The sequence below is a fragment of the Bradyrhizobium sp. LB8.2 genome, from assembly GCF_040548035.1.
In the GTDB taxonomy this organism is placed as follows: Bacteria; Pseudomonadota; Alphaproteobacteria; order Rhizobiales; family Xanthobacteraceae; genus Bradyrhizobium.
Window position 1 is genome coordinate 412,645 of the sequence record NZ_JBEPQV010000002.1, and the last position, 18,462, is coordinate 431,106.

16 protein-coding genes and 1 pseudogene are annotated in these 18,462 nt (G+C 58.5%); 10 read left to right on the forward strand and 7 right to left on the reverse strand.

Annotation, left to right across the window (positions count from 1 at the left end):
• Nucleotides 1–592 precede the first annotated feature (592 nt).
• The 4 genes from ABIB06_RS04290 to ABIB06_RS04300 form a co-directional block, all read right to left on the reverse strand.
• Entirely contained in the window at nt 593–2,437 is a 1,845-nt protein-coding gene (locus ABIB06_RS04290) for a caspase family protein (RefSeq protein WP_354044551.1), read from the reverse strand.
• Between the two features lie 1,047 nt (nt 2,438–3,484).
• Entirely contained in the window at nt 3,485–3,715 is a 231-nt protein-coding gene (locus ABIB06_RS38865; protein WP_502916509.1) for a DUF6894 family protein, read from the reverse strand.
• A gap of 484 nt (nt 3,716–4,199) precedes the next feature.
• Nucleotides 4,200–4,448 (reverse strand): hypothetical protein, encoded by a 249-nt coding sequence (locus ABIB06_RS04295; protein ID WP_247447819.1) that lies wholly within the window; start codon nt 4,446–4,448, stop codon nt 4,200–4,202.
• A gap of 165 nt (nt 4,449–4,613) precedes the next feature.
• Complete coding sequence (locus ABIB06_RS04300) at nt 4,614–5,009, reverse strand: hypothetical protein (RefSeq protein ID WP_354044552.1); 396 nt, start codon at nt 5,007–5,009, stop codon at nt 4,614–4,616.
• Nucleotides 5,010–6,320: 1,311 nt separating this feature from the next.
• On the opposite strand from ABIB06_RS04300, the gene ABIB06_RS04305 reads away from it, so the two are divergent.
• The 4 genes and pseudogenes from ABIB06_RS04305 to ABIB06_RS04320 all read left to right on the forward strand — a co-directional run bounded on the left by ABIB06_RS04305 (nt 6,321) and on the right by ABIB06_RS04320 (nt 9,752).
• Entirely contained in the window at nt 6,321–7,424 is a 1,104-nt protein-coding gene (locus ABIB06_RS04305; protein ID WP_354044553.1) for a DUF2336 domain-containing protein, read from the forward strand.
• Nucleotides 7,421–7,738 carry a PilZ domain-containing protein gene (locus tag ABIB06_RS04310; RefSeq protein WP_247342624.1) on the forward strand — a complete coding sequence of 106 codons (318 nt, stop codon included), beginning with the start codon at nt 7,421–7,423 and terminating at the stop codon, nt 7,736–7,738. The genes ABIB06_RS04305 and ABIB06_RS04310 overlap by 4 nt, the downstream gene beginning before the upstream one ends.
• A gap of 107 nt (nt 7,739–7,845) precedes the next feature.
• Nucleotides 7,846–8,895: an HD-GYP domain-containing protein gene (locus ABIB06_RS04315; protein ID WP_354044554.1), complete on the forward strand. Its 1,050-nt coding sequence runs from the start codon at nt 7,846–7,848 to the stop codon at nt 8,893–8,895.
• 260 nt (nt 8,896–9,155) lie between these two features.
• Nucleotides 9,156–9,752: pseudogene (locus ABIB06_RS04320) on the forward strand (tyrosine-type recombinase/integrase).
• Nucleotides 9,753–9,862: 110 nt separating this feature from the next.
• On the opposite strand, the gene ABIB06_RS04325 reads toward ABIB06_RS04320, so the two are convergent.
• Together ABIB06_RS04325 and ABIB06_RS04330 are read right to left on the reverse strand one after the other, a co-directional pair.
• Nucleotides 9,863–10,096, reverse strand: coding sequence for a DUF1214 domain-containing protein (locus tag ABIB06_RS04325; RefSeq protein ID WP_354044555.1), 234 nt, complete (start codon nt 10,094–10,096; stop codon nt 9,863–9,865).
• Nucleotides 10,039–11,373, reverse strand: coding sequence for a DUF1254 domain-containing protein (locus tag ABIB06_RS04330; protein WP_354044556.1), 1,335 nt, complete (start codon nt 11,371–11,373; stop codon nt 10,039–10,041). The genes ABIB06_RS04325 and ABIB06_RS04330 overlap by 58 nt, the downstream gene beginning before the upstream one ends.
• 2,099 nt (nt 11,374–13,472) lie before the next feature.
• Between ABIB06_RS04330 and ABIB06_RS04335 the strand changes: the two genes are divergently transcribed.
• From ABIB06_RS04335 to ABIB06_RS04355, 5 genes are all read left to right on the forward strand, one after another.
• Nucleotides 13,473–13,760, forward strand: coding sequence for a hypothetical protein (locus ABIB06_RS04335; RefSeq protein ID WP_354044557.1), 288 nt, complete (start codon nt 13,473–13,475; stop codon nt 13,758–13,760).
• A 180-nt stretch (nt 13,761–13,940) separates the two neighbouring features.
• Nucleotides 13,941–14,291 carry a dodecin family protein gene (locus tag ABIB06_RS04340; RefSeq protein ID WP_276577003.1) on the forward strand — a complete coding sequence of 117 codons (351 nt, stop codon included), beginning with the start codon at nt 13,941–13,943 and terminating at the stop codon, nt 14,289–14,291.
• 171 nt (nt 14,292–14,462) lie between these two features.
• Entirely contained in the window at nt 14,463–14,762 is a 300-nt protein-coding gene (locus ABIB06_RS04345) for a hypothetical protein (RefSeq protein ID WP_502916512.1), read from the forward strand.
• A gap of 158 nt (nt 14,763–14,920) precedes the next feature.
• Complete coding sequence (locus tag ABIB06_RS04350) at nt 14,921–15,112, forward strand: hypothetical protein (RefSeq protein WP_354044559.1); 192 nt, start codon at nt 14,921–14,923, stop codon at nt 15,110–15,112.
• Nucleotides 15,113–15,173: 61 nt separating this feature from the next.
• Complete coding sequence (locus ABIB06_RS04355) at nt 15,174–15,482, forward strand: GcrA family cell cycle regulator (RefSeq protein ID WP_354044578.1); 309 nt, start codon at nt 15,174–15,176, stop codon at nt 15,480–15,482.
• A 129-nt stretch (nt 15,483–15,611) separates the two neighbouring features.
• Here the strand turns inward: ABIB06_RS04355 and ABIB06_RS04360 are convergent, their stop codons facing one another.
• Nucleotides 15,612–16,547, reverse strand: coding sequence for an ABC transporter substrate-binding protein (locus tag ABIB06_RS04360; protein ID WP_354044560.1), 936 nt, complete (start codon nt 16,545–16,547; stop codon nt 15,612–15,614).
• Nucleotides 16,548–17,148: 601 nt separating this feature from the next.
• Here ABIB06_RS04360 and cysK point away from each other — a divergent pair.
• A complete protein-coding gene (cysK, locus tag ABIB06_RS04365) occupies nt 17,149–18,198 on the forward strand; it encodes a cysteine synthase A (protein WP_354044561.1) in 1,050 nt (349 codons plus the stop codon).
• The last annotated feature ends 264 nt before the right edge of the window (nt 18,199–18,462 follow it).

Here is an 18,462-nt window from a genome sequence, read left to right on the forward strand (position 1 = left end):
TCCCTCGCCGCTCATGATCTACCCAAAACGCTTCAGCTTCAGCCCTCAAATCGCATCACTGTTCTATTCGAGCGAAATCGTTCGGACCTGTTTTGATGCGGGTGCCTGGCGGATAGATTTTTTCGAATTGGCCCGTAACCTCGTGGCGCTTCTGCTGCTGCTCTTAGCGGTAGGCTCTCGTGGCCGCTCGGTTCTCTCAGTCTTTGTCATGCTGCTAGCTAACGAGGAGGAAGACATACTGAAATTCTCTCTGAGCAGGCCTCGGAACAACGCGCGAGCAACAGTGCGTCTGGGTGGAAAAGATCGGCCGCGTGTGAACAAGGGCGCGTAACGCATGAAGCACGGACGCCATGGAGGTCCGCTATGCCCCTGATAGCGGCGCAAAAGCGAACGTCGCAGACTTTCCGCGTTGGGCCATTAGCAGCGATCGGAGTAGCTCAAGGGACGTGGCAATCTTATCCTTACACCGGCTTTTCTCCCGACCGACGACGATCCTTGAGCTAACTCACTATCCTCGCGAGCTTCCAGCGTTTGACAAGGGTGGGTTTGTTAGCTTCATGGCAAAACACGAAAGACGCATCTGTCCGCCCAATCAATTGCACACTTCTCTCATGCGGCCATTAATTCCAGCAGAGTTGCTCGTCGAGGGGTCCGCAACGAGCTTGCATCCATGACTGACGGGTCGGCAGCCAGCTTGGTTGCAAAGCATTTGACCGGATGACTGCTGCTTCATGGGTGCCGTCTCATCCTTCTTCCGTTCCGTATCCCGCTTCTTGATCTGTTCGCGCGTCGCAGCCGGTTTCTTGTCCTGAACCTTCTCGCATTCGTTGTCGTCATTAAGGCGAGAACCCGCGCGGCAGGTGATCTTGACGCACTCGTCGCCGTCCGCCTTGAAGCCGCGCTCACAGATCAGCGGGCAAACCCGGATCGGCTTGGCCTTGATCGCGTCGAGCGCCTCAAAGCTGGCAGACTTGCTGTCGAGCTTTGTCCCGGCATACTTGTTGAACGATGTCAGGGAGCGCTGCGATGACGCATTCCAATCACCGTCGGCTGCCGCTGTCAGACATCCGACCCGTCGCAGTTCTGACTGAAGCTGCTTCGCCGTCTCCTGAGAGGACAGGTTGGGCTGTGATGCTGCCGGAGCGAGGGTTGCGATCTTTTGTTCGCTCTCCACCTGCACCTTCTTATCCGCGGCCTGTTTGGCGGCCAACTCGGCGGCCGCCTTTTCGCCAGCGATCTTATCGGCGAGCGCCTTCTCAGCTACCTGCTTCTCAGCGAAGGCTTTCGAGACCGCGGCTTCCGCTTCCTTGCGCCGCTGCTCGGCAGCGGTTGCTTTCGCTTCCTCGGCCTGCCTAGCCTTCTCTGCCGCGAGCTTTGCAGTCTCGGCGGTCTTGGCTGCGGCCGCCGCTTTGTCCTGCTCGGCCTTGTTGGCGCGCTCGGCCGCAAGACGAGCCTTTTCGTCCTCGGCCTTTTTGGCCTTGTCCACAGCGGCCTCCCGCGCCTCTTCAGCCGCAATTCTGCTCAGTTGCCCCTTGGCGAGGCTGGCGTAAAAGCCGTCGGGATATTGAGCTAGGAAGGCCGCCCAGACCTCGCGCGAGCCTAACTGGAGCGCCAGCTCGTAGTCGCGGCGGATCGCGTCTTGTGGATTCGCCTGCGGCCCGACGGCGGCCGGCTTGGCCGGAATCAAAGGGACATCATCGCCGCCAAGCGAGCCATAAACATAAGGCTCCTGCTTGTAACCGGTATTCTTGAGGACATCGTCGCGGACGAAGCCGAACGCCTTGCGTAAATCTAGCCCCGGCGTAGGGAGACGCTCAACGAGGGCGGCGGCGAATGGGCTATTCTTGGAATCGCCGTCCGAGGCTGTCGATCCCGCCTTCGCTGCGAACGCGATCATAGTGTTCGGGCTGGCCGGCTCGATCTTGGCGAGGCCACGACCGATCGCGCGCGAGGCAACGGTGCGCTTCATCGTCTTAGCAAAAGGGTTGTCTCGGCAGGCATCGAGGATCACAAGCCGTAACTGCTTGGCAGGCTCGACCGTCACCAGCACCCTGTCGAGTTGAAATGCTTCGTCATAGACGTCGGTATCAGTTTCCAGAACCGCATCCGTTGGAATGAGATAATTGTTCCCGTCCAGTTCGATGCCATGACCAGCGTAGTAGACGACGGCAACATCGGCATCGCGTGTACGACTGCCGAACTCACGTAGCGCCTTGCGCATCTCGACGACGCTAAGGTCCAACTTGACATCGACCAGGTCGAACCCGGCCTTCCTGAGCATGCCGCCAACCAACGCCGCATCGTTCGTCGGATTGGAAAGCCGGGGCACGCTCTTATAGGCGGAGTTTCCGATCACTAGCGCAACGCGGCGCTCGGCATGCGCCGAGCCGCAGGTCAGGATGAAAAAGAACAATGAAAACCAGCGAAACGCGCCCATCGTAGCCCCGAGCAATATGTGCGCAGCGTATGTACAGCCTGCCAAAACGCAAGCTTCTGTTTTGTGACGTTGATCACGCTTATGGTCTGGGTGGTTGTCCGAACGTCTGCAACGGGTCACAGGCTGGCTTCCGCACCGACTTCAGTTAAAGTCGGCTTATCTCCTGAAGGCAGATATACCGGCCCTGAAAAGCGAAGGTCGGCAACGGGGCACGAGCAGAAGTCGGATCTAAGGGGCCGCCAATGGGGCCCTTTATCATGCGATATTGCGCGTGGCGGGGACCCAGGTGATCCTGAGCGCCATGGAGAACGATGAACGCCGCGCCCGCGACGAGGCCAAAGAAGCTGTGCGGAAGATACGACTGGAGCCGGAACTGCTTAGGTCCGCCATCGCTGAGACGCGAAAGCGAATGGCGTTAATTCATCAGGCCCGGGAGCTCCGCTGTAGCTCGCGTTGATCGGCGGCATATTGCTCAGCGACTGGGCGAGCTTCAGCGGTACGTCGGACTTCCTCAGCGCTCCGCGCGAGATCGTCGTAGTTCTTAGCAACGGTGCGAAGAACATCCACGTTTCGGGATGGGCGCAGTTGTTTGCCTTGGCCCGCAATTCCTCGGCGCGGTCTCGCTAGTACTTCGGAGAGTGCATTTCCTCGATGCCCATGACCAATCCCCTAATTGAACCGGTCGTGCTATTAACGAATGTTAAGGTCAGCCTGTTCTGGACGCACGCCAAAATAGCGTAAAGGAAACTAGGCGACTGCTGAGCCGGCCTCAATCCGCGGACGGCAATACGGCCACGCAACGGGCGCGGTCCAAGATTTGAATAGGACGCCATCCACGTATTGCTTCGCTTGGGTAACGGCAGCGTCATCGTCTTCGCAATCGACGATAACCGGGGGGCCCTGAATGTGCCCATCTTTGTCAAACCGATAAAGGCGATATTCCGCCATAGCCGGGACTCATGCGCGCTGATGTGCGCATCCTCTACTCAGAGTTCCGTCCGAGGGGAATTCCTGTAGCCTGAATGAGAGGCCTGCAACGAAGGGGGCTTACTTCATTTTTCGAGACCCAATGCTGATGAAGTAGATCGGTTTGCCGGCTTCGTCCATTACCTCTAGCCTCCATTCTTCGCCCGGCCGAAACTTGCCATCGACGTCCCTGAACAGAGCGCCTGCGAAGGTCGTGGCCTCCCGCCATGCTGCTTCGTCATCCGGCAACTCTTCGCCTTGCTCGTCCTTGCTTGGCGCAACGTTGTGGACGTGGAAGAAATATCTCGGCATGCTCGAAGAATGCGAACCAGACGCGCCGGTTCCTATGGTGCCTCATGACGCCGGAAGAATACCTAAAACTGGCGGAGCGATACCGCGAGGCGTTTGAAACGGCCAAGAACGCCTTCACGCCACCACCTGGAAGCCATGGAACGTAGAACCTTGGCCGATCGCGAGCGGGCGTTGCTCAAGTCGGGCCGGCTTTCTGATGCCTTGGACAAGCTGGGCGATGGCGACAAAGCAAATAGGCCACTGCTGAAACCACGAGGCAACGTTAGAACTGATCGTCAACACGGAATTAGCGGGGTCATGGTCCGCTTTGGGTCTTTGTTGTGTAAAAACTGCATGACGCATACCGTCCTAGGCGAACTCAGGCTACCGCGGTCCGGTCAATTGGGCAATTTTTACGAGCCACTCGACCAGAACTCACCATGACGCAATGTCGAGGCTCCTTTTTAGGGCCCCCATGAACCGCAATGGGGCGCGCCAGCGCCCGTCACGCCCTCACCGCCGCCAGCAGCGGTTTCATCCCGACATTGTTCAGCACACTTGTCAGATTGTAGCCGATCACGCACAGCGCCGTCTCGGTCGCAACTTTCGGCAGCGTCATGCACAAGACGTGCGCCGCGCCCATGCGCATCTCCAGTGTGCCGAACGGATGCTCGACGGGTCTCGCGGCGTGCGCGCATGGCGTTTGGATTTTTGTCGAGCTGCGCCTGAGCGCGCTCGAGAACGTCGTCCTCATGCACCCATCGCCTGATACGGCGTTGCGGGCTCGGCGTGCACTTCGATTTGAGTGAACAGGTTTCAGAGGCGTTCGTCCAGAGTTGCGCGGCTTCTGGTCGTGTTCCTGGCTTGCGAGCAAGCCGATCTTGCGGCACACCTCGACGAAGAGCGCGCGGCCCCGCCGCTATGCCGAGCGGCGCTCGCGCGCAGTCCGCCGCCTTTTCCCGCGACGCCCCCCGCGATCATTGGTACGGAAGTTAGAGCCGGCAAGGGGTGGGAACTGGCTCGCCAGCGGTCGATCCATCAGATCATCAAGCGTGCGCCCCGGAACGGCAGCCGTCGGACGCTCCAAGGCGGCCAGGAAGGTTCTCCCCGCCTCCGTAATACGCCACGCGCCTGGCTCTCGCGTGACCAGCTTCTGGCCGAAGATGTTGATGGTTGATGGTGCCCGCTCTGCCAGAGCCTTCATCCGCTGCAACCACTCGGGGCCACTCGAATAGTACACGGCCAGATACTGCTTGACGGCATCGAGGCTGGCTTGACCGTCGGGCTGGCCGTCCAAAAGCTTGAGGATCGACACTGCTAAACTCACAGCACACCTGCCCCAACGCAACAACTTAAAATACTATACTAACTTACGCCGCATCCGAGAGCTGTCCAGAATCTTTAGCAAAGGCTCATTTCCCGCTGCGACCTCAACCGTGCCGGCTGGGTTTTTTCATCTGAATCAAAGGGGCCGCCTTTCGGCGACCCCTGCCGGTCGCAATCTTGTTCGGGATGAAATACCAGCCCCGGCATCCACATCATACCGGGCCAAGCCTAATGCGCTATCTCGGAGAACTACTGAGTGTAAGGCTGACCTATTTAAGGCCGCCAGCTTAAGTTTAATTCGGATTATTAGGATTTCGGTGCCGGACGCGTTTAGGCTTGGTGATGGGTCGACCTTGGTGCAAGCCAAGTAGATGCAGCAACGTTGTGCGCCCAGCGATCGCATCCGCAGAAGTGCGCCACGTCCCAACCAACGCGGTGTCGGCTGTGGGTTCGAAGGCGGCAGTCGGTACCGGAGGCGAGGACTTCTGCTCTACCCCCGACTCCAGACCTGCCGATGCACTCGCGCCAAGCGATCCCATCGTCCCGGCCTAACCGACGGCTGACCGCTCGCCGAGGAGTCGATGACATCGCGCGAGCGAGCGAATTGTCGGGGCAGGCGGCCAGGATATCAGCCGAAGTTGGAGCACTGTCCTAAGTCCCCTTTGCGAGACGAAAAGGGCCTTAGGCGGGCGGTGGCTAGGGCTTTCACGGGGAAGACAGTGCATTTCATGTCGGGACAGACGCGGGGATAAAAGGCGTCCTCGGATTCAAGATCCAAGCCGACTGTACTAATTTCGGAAAACGGTCGTTCGATTGGGACAGTACCGGGCAGCGGGTGCTGTTCCAATTGGGACACCCGAGAGATCGACAAGGACCGCGCACGTTCACATCGGCTAATGTTTGGCAATCAGGTCCACCCTTGAAAGCTGGCCTCTAAAGCCAGGTAATCGCAAACCTGCTTTGGTGTCCTGAAAAAGCCCCGGCCGCCCGGCCAGGAGACTTCTACCTATCGTCTTCCTCCGCAATATCCGTGAAGCTTCACCCGAGGCGTGAAGCTACGTTCAGCGATCTAGCGAGCTGCGAACCGGCTCGACGTCTTGAAACGAAAGGTCTGCCGCGCCGCCATGGCGCTTTGGTCATCAATACTCACGCAAAGTAGGCGAAACGGCGCGGCCGGTTTCGATGATATTTCCGGGCAATCACGGTTCCACGATACCGGTGTGACCCAGATGAACAATTCAATGTTAACAATTAATTCCTATCATTGAACAACTGTTTTTTTGACCATTAAGGCCCGCCAATGACGGCAATTTCTGCAGCCGATCTTATTGTCGAGTTGGATGCCACCATCGCTGGGAGCTCATCTGAACGTTGTGTTCGGATGCTTCGGCGCACCGTCGAGCTGCTTGTTGCCGGCAACGGCCGGTTGCAAGAGCCGCACCTTGACCTGCTCGACGACGTTCTTGTTCGTCTGATCGCTCGGATTGCCCCCTCCACACTTGTCGAGCTCAGTACAGCTCTTGCAGACCTGCGGACGGCTCCGAAAAAGACGTTGCGGCGGCTTGCCTCATGCGAAGACGCCGCGATCGCGGTTCCCGTTCTGCGCCAATCCCCGGCGCTGACGCCGGGGGATCTTATGGAGATCGCGGCGTCCAGCAGCGAGAGTCACCTCCTCGCCATTGCTGACAGGCACGAGATCGAAAATGCCGTGACCGACGTGCTGTTGCAGCGCGGCAGCAGCAAGGTTTGTCTGGCGATTATCGGAAATCCAGCGGCGGGATTTTCCGACGCCGGCTATTCCATCTTGATCGGCAAGGCCGAGCAGGATGACGAGATCACCAAGGCTCTGGCGTTGAGGCCAGGCACACCGGACATGGTTGTCCGCGCGCTGCTATCGGCATCTCCACGACCAGCAACCCTCACGAACGCCGACGCGCGTCCCTGCGCTTTTTCAGGGGCAACCACGTCCTCCGAAATGCCGGTGACGGTGAAGCGCCTTTGGGACACAGAGTACGCTGCTGCGAGGCCGGAGATCGTATCGCTGAACCGCGCCGGCAAGCTGAACGACTCGACCGTTAATCGGTTCGTGATCCGGAACGAGACCGCCAATCTGTACACTGCGCTGTCGGTGCTGTCCGGAGCACCCGTCGAGGTCGTCGAGCACGTAATGGCGGAGCCCGATTGCGAAGGCGTGGTGATGGCGTGTCGGGCGTCGCGCCTGAATTGGCAGACGACGCAGGCCATCCTCAACAATCGCGGCCCGCGCCTTTCACTGACCGAACGCGAACGAGCTCAGGAGCTGTTTGAAAAGCTTCATCTGTCGACCAGCCAATGGTCCGTTCGTTGGGGAGCAATCTCTGCGGGCGCCGACGATCGCACTGCAAAATCGAGAGCGGGCCGATGAAATTCGATGGTCGCAAGGCATCTCGGGTGCGGATGGACCACAGGCAGGCCGTCAACCTGATGGGCTCCGACGGCACTTGGCGGCGAAGCTGCGTCTTGCTCGACGTTTCGGACACCGGCGCCAAGATCGAGGTCGAAGGATCGCTCGACGTTCTCAAGGCCAAGGAGTTCTTCATGCTGCTGTCGTCCACGGGACTGGCCTATCGGCGCTGCGAGTTGGTCTGGATCGACGGAACCATCGCCGGGGTCCACTTCATCCACGCAGACGGCAAGAAAGTCCAAAAGACGACCAGCGACAGTGCCGCATCCAAATAGACTTGAGCCGAGCAGTCTCATCGAACTGTAATCTGATGCACTGATCGTGCAGACTCTGACGACAAGGCCCAATTCAGACCGGCACCCGGCAAATAGAGGCGCCTGCCATGTTGGTACATGTCCTGGCTGATACTTCCGATAAGCTCTTCGGGCTTTGCTCGGTCCTTGAAAGACAGTTCACTGTCGCGGGCGAGCGGCTCGACGTGGAAACAAAGCTACCGCACGCGCCTGCCGCCGTCGTGATCCGTGCCGACTTACGATTTGTCGAAAACATCGCCGCACTGAAAGCGAGAGCTCCGCGTCTCGCGAAGGCCGGCAAGCGGATCTTCCTCATCGAGCAAACCTCCCGCGTTTGCATCTCGCAGGCCTACGCGCTGGGCGCCACGCTCGTTTTGCCCGGCAAGATCGATCAGATCAAGCTCATGGCCGCGCTGTCCGATCCGGCGCGGAGCGCAACTAGTTCGACATGCGACATCTCGCAGCCTAATGATGCGGTCAAGGCCGCGGCCAACGCCATCACATCGTTGTTCACTTTAGTCACACTTGGAGAGCGGATTGACGTCGACGGCACCAAGGAGGCCGGCCGCATGATCACCAACCGGATTTCCGAGCACGGGCTATCCGAATGGCTGACCATGGTGCGGCGCCATCATGAGGGAACCTACCAACACTGCCTTCTCGTAACCGGCGTCGCGATCGATTTCGGCCTCAGTCTCGGCCTCCGCAAAAGCGACCTTGAACGGCTCTCTACCGCTGCGATGTTCCACGACATCGGAAAGGCCAGGATTCCCTTAGCGGTTCTGGACAAGCCGGGACGCCTTGATGACAACGAGCGCGCGCTGGTCGAGACCCATCCGGCAGCGGGTTATGACGTGCTGAAGGAGCACGGCTCTATCTCATCCGAAATACTCGACTCCGTCCGGCACCATCACGAGTATCTCGACGGCAGCGGCTATCCCGACGGCCTCTGCGCCGAGAACATCACGGACATTGTTCGCATCCTCACCATCTCGGATATTTTCGCGGCGCTGATCGAGCACCGGCAGTACAAGCCGACCATGCCCCGTAAGGCGGCCTACGACATTCTCTGCAGCATGAAAGGAAAGCTCGAGAAGGCGCTGGTCGTCTCGTTCAAGGAAGTTGCGCTAGCCAGATGAGATTGATGCACGGCGCGGTGGACCTCATCAGCTTCCCCGCAAATCACGAGAGAATCATAGCAAAGCGGCTTTCACTCTATCAGGGTCATTTGTTGAGCTAGGGTGAGCAAGAGCCAAGAGCCGAGGTCTGCTATGGGTCAATTGCGAACGCTAATCCATCGAATTGGACCTAAGTACGCCTCCACTCGTCCGAAAGCCGACGTAGGTTCAGAAGGTGACACGTTCGAAAGTGACCGGCCTCATCAACTGAGGAGGTCATCATGACCGCCGTCTCAAATGCCACAGAGAACGTCCAAAAGCGCGTCTCGTGGAACAAGGGTAAGATTGTTGACGCCAAGCCGCCACTCGGCCGAAGCACGTTTGCTCTATCCGGACGAAGCTCCAGGTTGAGGGACGATCCGCGATGTGGCGTCGTTCAACATCGCCATCGACAGCAAGCTTCGTGGCTGCGACGTGGTGGGTTTGAAAGTCGATGACGTGGCACCAAGCGGCTGCCGCCGATAGAGCAAGCGTCCTCCAAAAGAAAACTGGACGGCCGGTCAAGTTCGAACTTACAGAGTCTACCCGCCAAGCCATCGATGACTTCCTGAGGGCGACGGGCAAGAAGCCTGGCAACCGTCTGTTCACCGGCGTAGAGGCCTCGGGAGCAGCCTGCCCGCTCGGCAATATGTGCGGCTATTATTACCTGTCCGAAACGCATTCGCTTCGTCGAACAAAAGCGACCCTTATCTATCGGCGCACGGACAACCTGCGAGCCGTGCAGCTGCTTCTGGGGCACCAGAATCGAGAGCACCGTCCGATACCTAGGAATTGAAGTCGACGATGCGCTTGCAATAGCAGAGCAAGTCGACGTCTGAACTAACTGGGCAGAGCGGACATGCTCTGCCCTTTCTTGCAGCCGACTTCGGGCCACAAGCGGAAGACATGGGGCTGCACTTGATCGAACTCCACCGCATGCAGATAGTGGCTACATCGGTTCAATCTCTCCGGGGCGCCAAGTCTTGTTGAACCAAGGTTCAAGCGGACCGTAGAGGCGCAAGAGGGTGTTCCAGCCCTTCCCCGGGATGGTCTGCACCCAGTTTGATTCCTTGCCCGAGGGAGCCTTTGGTCCGAAATAAACGTCCACCGAACCATCCGTATTGACTAGCAATCCCTTGGTGAGACTGCCGACAGCCGGAGATTCTTGATCGGTTTGGAGCATCGAGCGTGTCTGGTTATCGTAGAGTGTGAACGACCAAAATCCTTGGCCGGAATGTTGGGCGGCATGTGCAGCCTGTACGTTTTGCTGCCGTCCAAGGGGTCGCCCTTTGTATCCACAAAAGCACCGGCGTACTGCGAACCCTCACCAACCATCTTCATCGTCATCGCCGGCGTCACGCCGGTGGCATAGAAGAAGAACATGTTTTTTGCGTCGAGATTGACCGCTCCGTCCTGTTCAAATTTATAGCTGCCGCCAACGAAAGGTGTCACCCACGCGCTGTTCGGATAGAAGTAGGCATCTTTCATCCGGGTTCTGTAAGTAACTGAGCGCGCTGTTGCGTCGCCCACCGCCGCTGCTTCGGTAAGTATCTTTTTTAGTCGGACATCGGGGGCGAATGGCTTACCCTTTTCGATGCCAATGGCAGCGAACAAGCCCAGCGTGTCGGGGTCCAACGCATCAATAGGTTCATCCTGAATGACGCGATTGACGAACTCGAACAGCGAATAATCGCCGGGACCAATCGTGTTGAAAGCCTTGCCAGAGATGTCCACGAACTTCATCGGAGGTGGGTTGGCCGCCTGGCTGAGGGAATAAACTTTCAGGTTCTTCTTTACGTTATCCACGCCGGGCTTGGGATCGCCGTCCCTCAAGAAGGTGCGGAAGAACAGCAGGTTTCCAATTGTGCGCGGACGCGCCACAAAATACCCATCAGGGACCGCGCCCGTGTAGCCGGGCGGCAGCAACAGGTACTTGCCTCCTTTACCTTTATCTGGACCAGTGATGCCAACATCGCTAACCCATCGGAACCAGGCGTCATCGATCGGGCCAAGTACCTCTGGCGGAATCTCCACGACCAGCGGACCATCCTTCGTGCTCAGATAGAGCAAAGTGTAGGGTGTGGTTGTATTGGCGGTCAGGAACAGCGACTTGGCGTTCAAAAGTTGCTCTGAGATCAAAACGGTCTGATTGACGGATCCAAACTCGGCGAAGCCTTTAAGAAACGCTTCAATCGAAACGGCGGGCAACGCAGCAAGGTATGCTTGAACGCCGCGTTGAAAATCGAGGTTGTCGTAGACCTTCGCCGCTGTAGCTTCGTCGGGGAAGCCGTCAGTAAATTTGAGCGTACCGATCCGCGTTTCGACCGTGTTCGGCGTTACGAGGTACGGAGGTGTTTCGGTGGTCATCTTCATCTTGGGCGACCGTGCGTGCGCCAGCGCAGCTGCGGACAAAAAAAGCAAAGTGACGGCTCCGAACTTCAACGCACTGCGAAAGTTCATGTTGGGCACTCCGCGAAGGTGAGATTTGCTACGACTAAGGCGCGATTTCCCACAAAACTGAAGTGGCGACCCCGGCGCCTCAATCAATGAGTGTAGCAAAGACGCGCGCTCGCACAATGCGATTTCGGCGGCGGCAATGTCCGGTTCGGGCCACGACCGGACCTTCCTTGCGGTAAATGACCGATCAACTGCTCGGTCATCGTCGCACGATCTGGATTACCAATTCGGACAAGGGCTTCGCCCCATCTAAAGGAGTTACAGGGGCGGAGCACGCGGCTTATTTGCCGTTGGTGGGAAATGTTGGGCCACCCGCGGGTTGTTAAGGCAGGAGATAACGACGGAGGAAGCGCATGAAGATATTATCGGCTGTAATCGTCGCCTCTGCCCTGGCCGCAGGCCCCGCCATGGCCCAGCAAGCGGTACCCAACCAGAATTTGCAAACCGAGACAGATAAGGGCGTAAAGACACACAACTCTGGCGCGTCTGGAAACGTCGGAAGTCAGGAGTCCCCTGGCGCCGCAGCGCACCCGCCTGGGCAACCTGGCCTAGGTGGTGCTGCAGCCGCCACTAGTGCGCACAACTCAGGCGCCGGCATCAGCGGTGCGCCCGGCGGTAAGAGCGGACCGCCCCCCGGGCAAGGCACTGTCGGCTCAGCGGGTGACCCTACTGTGCAACAGCAGGATCCGACTAACATCAAGGGACTTCCAGGAAACAAGAGCGGCCCGCCTGTGAAACGTTAAACAATCGCTTTGGCAAACTCAGGGCTTGGATCGAGCGCAGTACCGCCTTTGCCCTGAGTGATGTGCGCACCATGAACCGCCCCTGCCGCTCTGCTGATGAATGCTCTGCTGATGAATAGGGATGATGCGACGCGCGGCGGGCCTGAGCGACAGCAGCAGGCGACATGAGTAGTAGCCACACCTGGTCAGATCCTCGCCGCCGAGCGCAATGATATCGAAGGCCTAAAGGTGCACCTCCGCGTCGTGCTTGCATGAATGCAGCGCGTTGAATTCGGAGACGCCGTTTACGCCGAGCACCGCGGCCTCGCCGTCGATCACGAAGAGCTGCACGCGGTTCTTCAGGGGGCTTTTTGGAGCCCTCCGGCCTAGGGGATGTACTTATCAGCGGCTTGCCGCCTGCGGTCCGGTTTACCGCCAACAGCGGCCGAGGGCGGATAGGCTCCGAGGTCACAATGGGCCACGAGCAGAAGTGCGACAAAAGGGGCCGCCAACTAAAGCCCCTTTATCATGGGATATTGCGGGTGGCTGGTATCGACCTCATCCTGCGCGCATGGAAAACGATGACGCCGCGCTAGCGACGAGGAAGCTGTGCGGAAGATCTGGAGGCGGAACTGCTTAGGTCTGCCATCGCTGAAACGCGGGAGCGGATGGACGAAAGCCGCCGACTTCTCGCGCGGGCCTCGGAAGCACATTGACGAGGCGTTAATTCATCTGGCCGCGGAGCTTCCGTTCTAGCTCGCGCTGATCGTCGGCACATTCCTCAGCTACCAGGCGAGCTTCAGCGGTACGTCGGATTCCTCAGCGCTCCGCGCGAGACCGTCGTAGCTCTTAGAAACGATGCGAAGAGCATCCCGCGTTTCAGGATATGCGCAGTTGTTTGCCTTGGCGCGTAATTCCTCCGCGCGATCCCGCCAGTACTTCGGAGAGTGCATTCTCGCGATGCCCATGACCAATCCCCTTGATTGGATCGTTCATTTTCATTGATGGACGTTCAGGCCAGCTTGTTCCGGGACGCAAGCGAAAATAGCATAGAGCAAACTAGGCCGCTGCTGAATTAAGCTACGCCACCGCGCTCGGAAAGAGGCGAGTACCGGGGCAGCGAGTGAGAACAAGTCGGCAACGAGAACGGATTGCGAACCGCGGCTGCGCCACATCAAGATCCTCTTTGGTCAAAAAGCCGTCATCGACCTTGTATCGCCGGACGTTTAACCACGAAGCGGACGTTGATTGCGGACCGAAAGAGGCCGGTTACAGTAACTGGACGCCTCGCGAAATGCGGCCAGTTCGTGAGCAAATGTGAAGCGAAGCAAAACGCTCGCGGCGCCGTCGGTCGTCGATACTGATGAAAGGTGAGTGTCAATGACTGTTTTCTCCGGCTCGGTATTCGCGATGGACGTTGACGGCAAAGCTATCTTCGCGTTCGAGGCAAAGAATTTCCGGGAAGCCTTCGAGTTGTGCAAAGAGGAGTGGGTTCGTGATGACTTGACCACGATTACATCGAACGGCCTCCCGCTTTGCTCCTCGACGGCCAAGTTGACAGTTCGCAGAGCTGACGAAGCCGAGATTGTCATCTATCGAAATGCTGCTAACCAAGCTCAGACCGAAGACTTGGTCTTAGCATATCTTGTCGAGTTAGATCGAGCGTAGCGACCTTCCCTGTGTCGCGCCTTCTAAGAAGAGAGGGACATCCATCTGCTACTTCTGCTCTGGGTCAAAATGAGAAGAACTCAGGTTGAGCAAATCTGGCCTGCAATGGCGGTATGAGCGGACCTCCGCCAGACAAGGAGCAACTTCGCTGATGGGCCAAAAGGCCGCCATGCCCGCCAAATGCAGTTTGTCCTTTATCGACCCCGGGCGACGTCCGAGTCCGTATCGTGTCGTATCAGCGCCGATATCCTGATGCTAGATTTCACAACGGCAGGGAGCACCTGCTTCCTGCTTCATACCGAACAGGAGAACGACATTCCCGATAGCGTCTACAAGGTCATTGAACTGATCGGTACCAGCACCGACTCATGGGAGAAGGCGGCCGCCAATGCGGTCGAGCAAGCTGCAAAATCTCTCCGAGATCTTCGCATTGCAGAGGTCGTCAAGCTCGATATGCAACTGGATGACAAGGGAAAAGTCGAGGCCTATCGCGCCAAGCTCAACGTATCGTTCAAATTCGAGGGCTCCTGAGCCTCGGCACCTCGCCCCCACTTGCGGGGCGAGGATGGCTCATTGGAAAAGGGGCGTTGCGCGGTCCGCCCAACCGGACGCTGTGGCCCATCCCGGAAGTTGGCCCTAGTCCAACTGGGACCGATATGCTTTGATGCGAGCGGGCGTGTGGCGCGTGGTGGCCCCATGTACATGGTCATTCGCAAGTACACCAAGGTTCGTTCGGTAGCGGACGCCGCTCGTCGCGCCAAGAGCGGCGTCGGTGAGATCCTAAGGCAATCGCAGGGATTCAGATCTTACCATGTGCTGGATGCGGGCGACGGTGTCGGTATCGCCGTGATGATATTTGACGACCGCGAAAGCGCCAACGCAGCGAATGCCAAGATACTGGCGTTTGTTCAGGCGAGTCTACATGACCTTGATCTTGGGGTTCCCGAAGTTACCACCGGCGAGGTTTTGGTGAACATAGAGCTGGAGGGTCTTCAGGTATAAAGTAGCGGCAAACGTCACCACTGGCGTGGCGGGTGCCGCGCCTTGCTCTTGTAATCGACCTGATGTCACCCTCGCGTTTGCACGCTCGCGTCCTGGACATGCGCGTGCCGCCCGCCAGGAATATTCGACGGGCGTGCTTTTCGAGGAGCAGTAACGACATGAAGCAACACACCTCCGAAGCATTTTCCACCACAGCGATCGGCTGGACACCGCTCATGCTTGTGGGCACCGCGATGCCGCCCCGGGATCCCGATGAAGACGAGGAGGACGAAGACGAGGAGGACGAAGACGACGATGAGGAAGATGATGCTGACGAACCGGCGGTCGTGCGCGAGCCGGACGAAGACTAGACTAGCCCGTGTCTGGCAGTCGGCGCTATAGTATCTGCCATGGGCTGGGGATGCGAAAGACATAGCGCTTCTCAAAAAGCTCTGGTCCGCAGGACAGAGCGCGGCGCAGATTGCGCGCCGTCTCGGGTGCAGTCGTAACGCGGTCTGCGGCATGCTGACCCGACTGAGCCTGAAGCGCGGCCACAAGTCGCCCACAGCACGGCCCAAGATAAGGCCGGCCCCCAAGCTGAGACCGACGTCGTCGGCAGCCTGCGCCCGTTCAGTCGCACAGAAGGTGTCGTTGAGGACAGCAGAGAGGGAGCAGCCCAAGGAATTCACCAGGCAGCAGCTTTACGCCATTCTGGCTGAGGCGGTCAGAAACACTGGCTAAGAGCTCACCACGAACGTCCTTGCGCTCCCGTCAGTGTCTGGCCCAGTTCGAGGGGTTCGGCTGTTGTGTACCTTCCCAAGCCTTCGTCTACTTCGGGGCCACAAACGGACTCATGCACCGCAGGAAGAGCTATTCGATTACCTCGTCCGCGCGGACGAGGAGCGAGGGCGGCACAGTGAGCCCAAGCGCCTTCGCAGTCTTGATGTTGATGACCAATTCGAATTTGGTCGGCTGCTCCACCGGAAGGTCGGCAGGCTTCGCGCCATGGAAGATCCTGTCGACGAAGGCGGCGGACCGACGATAATAGTCTTCGGAACTGGCTCCGTAGGTTAGAAAGAAGCCCGCCTCCGCGTACTCTCTCTGGAGAGAGGCGGCTGGCAGCCGATTTTCAATGGCCATGTCCGCAATCTGGTCGCGATAGTTGAACAGCACAGTATCTCCCTGCATGACGAACGCCTGCGCGCGCTTCCTCACCATTAGTGCAAACGCTTGTTCAAATGCGTCCGGCCCGCTGGCTTCGGTAGGAATAATCGTCAACCCCAGCGCCTCGGCGGCCCCTCTAATCGCCGTCTGCCGGTTGCGAGTAGCCACAACGTCCGGATTGAACAGGATGCCCAGACGCGAGAGGTCGGGCAAAGCTTCCTTCAGCAACTCAAACCGTTTGCCCAAAATCTCGCCGCCCGCATCCGCGACGACGCCAGTGACGTTGCCGCCGGGGCGCGCCAGGCTGGCGACAAGCCCGGTAGCGACTGGATCGATAGCGCTGGTCATCACGATTGGAATGGCTGTGGTCGCCTTCATGGCCGCAACCACGCTCGGATTGCCTCCGGTGGCCATGATGATGTCCAAACCAAGCCCGACCAACTCCGCCGCAAACCCGGACAGACGTCCCATATCGCCGTTTGCGAAGCGATACTCGATGATGACATTCTCGCCGACGTGGTAGCCGAGGCTCCGCAGGCCTTGCTCGAACGCTTCAGTATAGCGGATCGTTCGCTCCCGAAACGAGATCGAGAGGTATCCCACCCGGTAGACCCGCCTTGCCGGTTGCTGCGCGCGCGGCAAGTGGCCACGTTGCTGCCGTGCCGCCGAATAGCGTGATGAACTCGCGCCGTCGCATGTATTCCCCCTTAGGGAAACCTCTTCGACGCCTCAATCCTAACACTTTGCGACGGGCGGCAGGTGAGAAACGACAGCCAAATCGATCGCAGACGCTGCGACCCAATGTCCGTTCCGGGTCCAAAAGCGGCCAATCGGCTATCCGTCGTGGCGCCCATTTTTGTTTGAAAAAACTTCGTTCGCCTCTTCAAAGCGGCGGACGGCGCGCTCAAGATCGAACCGTCCTTCAGGAGGGTTTCCGGATCCCACTCGCTTCTATGCGTGGGGTCGAGAATCGCCCCCATACACATGAATCGCGCCCGTCAGGCGGGAATGCCAATGTGTGCCGCCTTGGTATTGCATTTCGCCAAAGGCGCCTGAGTCGTCTCGTGACGAGCCGTTTCAGGTCATTTCCGCCGACCCAATCGATGCCGGCCCGGCCTGATGTCCGCGAAAGAAGCCTTATGCAAGCTCTGCCCGATTGCCGGAAAATTCAGTTCGGGTATGCTTTGCCGGTTAACCCGCGCCAGTTTGCTTTTCCCAGAATAAGTACGACACAGGAGGTAGCATGGGCCACAGATATCAAACCATCCTTGAGACGGTTGGCCATACACCCGTCGTGCGGATCAATCGTCTCGCTCCCACGGGAGTCAATTTGTTCGTGAAGGTTGAGGCCTTCAATCCGCTCGGCTCGGTCAAGGATCGGCTGGCTCTGGGCGTGATCGAAGCCGCAGAGAAATCCGGGGAGCTGAAACCTGGTCAAACCGTCATCGAGGCGACCAGCGGCAACACGGGAATCGGACTTGCGATGGTTTGCGCCGCCAAGGGGTACCCGCTGGTGGTCACAATGGCCGAGCCCTTCAGCATCGAGCGCCGCAAGCTCATGCGATTTCTGGGTGCGAAGGTCATCGTGACGCCTGCGGCCGATCGGGCCGTTGGAATGATCAACAAAACGATCGAGCTTGCCAAAACGCACGGCTGGTTCATGACGCGGCAATTCGAGAACGAAGCCAATCCCGACTTCCACTCCAAAACCACGGCGCTCGAGATTCTGGACGATTTCGCAGGAGAACGACTGGACTATTGGGTCACCGGTTACGGAACCGGCGGCACACTGAAGGGTGTTGCGCGGGTGCTCGCTAAGGAGCGCCCCGAAACCAAGATCATCGTCTGCGAGCCCGAAGAAGCACAGCTCTTGGGCAGCGGTATCGAGCAGCAGCGGAACCCGGATGGCACGCCGGCGGCGCCACATCCGGATTTCAAGCCGCATCCAATGCAGGGCTGGACACCTGATTTCATTCCGAAGCTGACCGGGGACGCCGTTATGATGAAGGTCATCAATCAGATTCTGCCGATTCCCGGCCCCGATGCTATTCGATGCAGCAAGGAGCTTGCGACCAAGGAAGGCATCTTTGTCGGCATCACCTCGGGCGCAACCATGGCGGGTGCGCTGAAGGTCGCAGCCCAAGCAGAGAAGGGCGCAAATATTCTTTGCATGCTGCCTGACACCGGTGAACGTTATCTTAGCACGCCACTCTTCGCGGATGTCTCTGCCGACATGAACGAGGAAGAGCTCAAGATATCGCGCTCCACGCCGACTGCTCAGTTCAAGCCATAGTTGTTCGGGACGCAATCCTGCACTGAATCAGCTGAAAGTGGACATCACCGCATGACTTGGTTGGATCAAAAGCCGCCGTAGTACGGTGTCTGCGACATGTCCGGTGTACTGCTGATCGCGACTGAATGGCGGAGATCGTAGGACGTCTTAAATGGGCCAAACGCAGACGTTTCGTGCTTTTCTCGCACAGATTGCTATCATGACACGGCGCCAGACCTTCGGTATCGTCCCTTAGCGAGAAACCTTGAAATTTCGGAGGGTGAG